Here is a 953-nt window from a genome sequence, read left to right as displayed (position 1 = left end):
CTGATCAGGCTGTTTGCACTCGCCAAGGGGTATTGTTCCGCAGCATTGCATTCAGCCTGACGATCCGGACCCGTCTGCAAGCCACGAGTGCAACCTTGGCGCACTTGCCACGTGCCCGAAGTGCTTCGTAGCGTGCTTTAACTTCTGTGTTGTGACGGATGATGATCCAGCTTGACATGTACAGCACTCGCCTTACATGGGCCCGCCCACCCCATATCTGGCGTTGCCCTCGATGGCTACCACTATCGTTGTTGTAAGGCGCTACGCCCACCAGAGCGGCGATCTGCCGGCGGTCCAACTGCCCCAGTTCAGGCAGTGATGCGAGCAGATTTGCGGCGGTTACTCGACCGATTCCGGTCACTGCCAATAACTGACGCGCCCTGGTATCGTCCAGTTGCACCATCGCCTGATCAATTTCTTCGTCGAGGCGTTTAATCAGCACTTTCGGCTGCTCTATATGCTCATCGAAGTGGGCCATCACTGTTGCCGAGCGACATGGCTGGCGTACGCCGCTTGTCGTCATCACGGCTCTGCACAAATTGGGCGCGCTGCTTCACCAGCTCTCGCGGCTCTTCGCGTTCAGGGCTGACCGGTTGGCCTTGAGGGGCGCTGAGGTGTGCAGCTAAGTCCGCAAGGACTTCGGCGTCGATCTTGTCGGTTTTGGCTTTTTTGCCCATGGCATCGGCGAATTTTCGGGCACGGGCTGGGTTGATGCAGATGGTTTCCAGTCCTGCTGAGGCCAGGGCGATCAACACATCTTTCTCGTAGCCGCCTGTCGCTTCGATCAGCACTCGACTGATATTGAAGTCCTTCAGACGCTCAAGCAACGCCTCGAAGCCTGCGGAGTTGTTGGCCACTTCGAAGCGGATTTTCTGAGGTTTGATGCAGATTTCCAAAGTGGCTTTGGCAGTGTCGATTCCAACAGAAGACAACATGGCTGAACCCTCTTACAC

General features: G+C 56.6%; 2 protein-coding genes. Both read right to left on the bottom strand.

Going from position 1 to position 953, the window contains the following annotated elements; genetic code table 11:
* Nucleotides 1-4 precede the first annotated feature (4 nt).
* Nucleotides 5-478 carry a transposase gene (locus tag A9O67_RS13580; RefSeq protein WP_197484446.1) on the bottom strand — a complete coding sequence of 158 codons (474 nt, stop codon included), beginning with the start codon at nt 476-478 and terminating at the stop codon, nt 5-7.
* Nucleotides 462-935, bottom strand: a complete 474-nt coding sequence (locus A9O67_RS13575; RefSeq protein WP_197484445.1) for an IS110 family transposase — start codon at nt 933-935, stop codon at nt 462-464. The genes A9O67_RS13580 and A9O67_RS13575 overlap by 17 nt, the downstream gene beginning before the upstream one ends.
* Between the last annotated feature and the right edge of the window lie 18 nt (nt 936-953).

The sequence above is a fragment of the Tepidimonas fonticaldi genome (assembly GCF_001675355.1).
GTDB lineage: Bacteria > Pseudomonadota > Gammaproteobacteria > Burkholderiales > Burkholderiaceae_C > Tepidimonas > Tepidimonas fonticaldi.
The sequence above is the reverse complement of the archived record's forward strand: the minus strand, read 5'-3'. Positions and strand labels throughout refer to the sequence as shown.

Bases quoted from the DNA above. Each gene is read 5' to 3' on its own strand.
- A9O67_RS13580 (WP_197484446.1), bottom strand. From the start codon at position 478: ATGGCCCACTTCGATGAGCATATAGAGCAGCCGAAAGTGCTGATTAAA.
- A9O67_RS13575 (WP_197484445.1), bottom strand. From the start codon at position 935: ATGTTGTCTTCTGTTGGAATCGACACTGCCAAAGCCACTTTGGAAATC.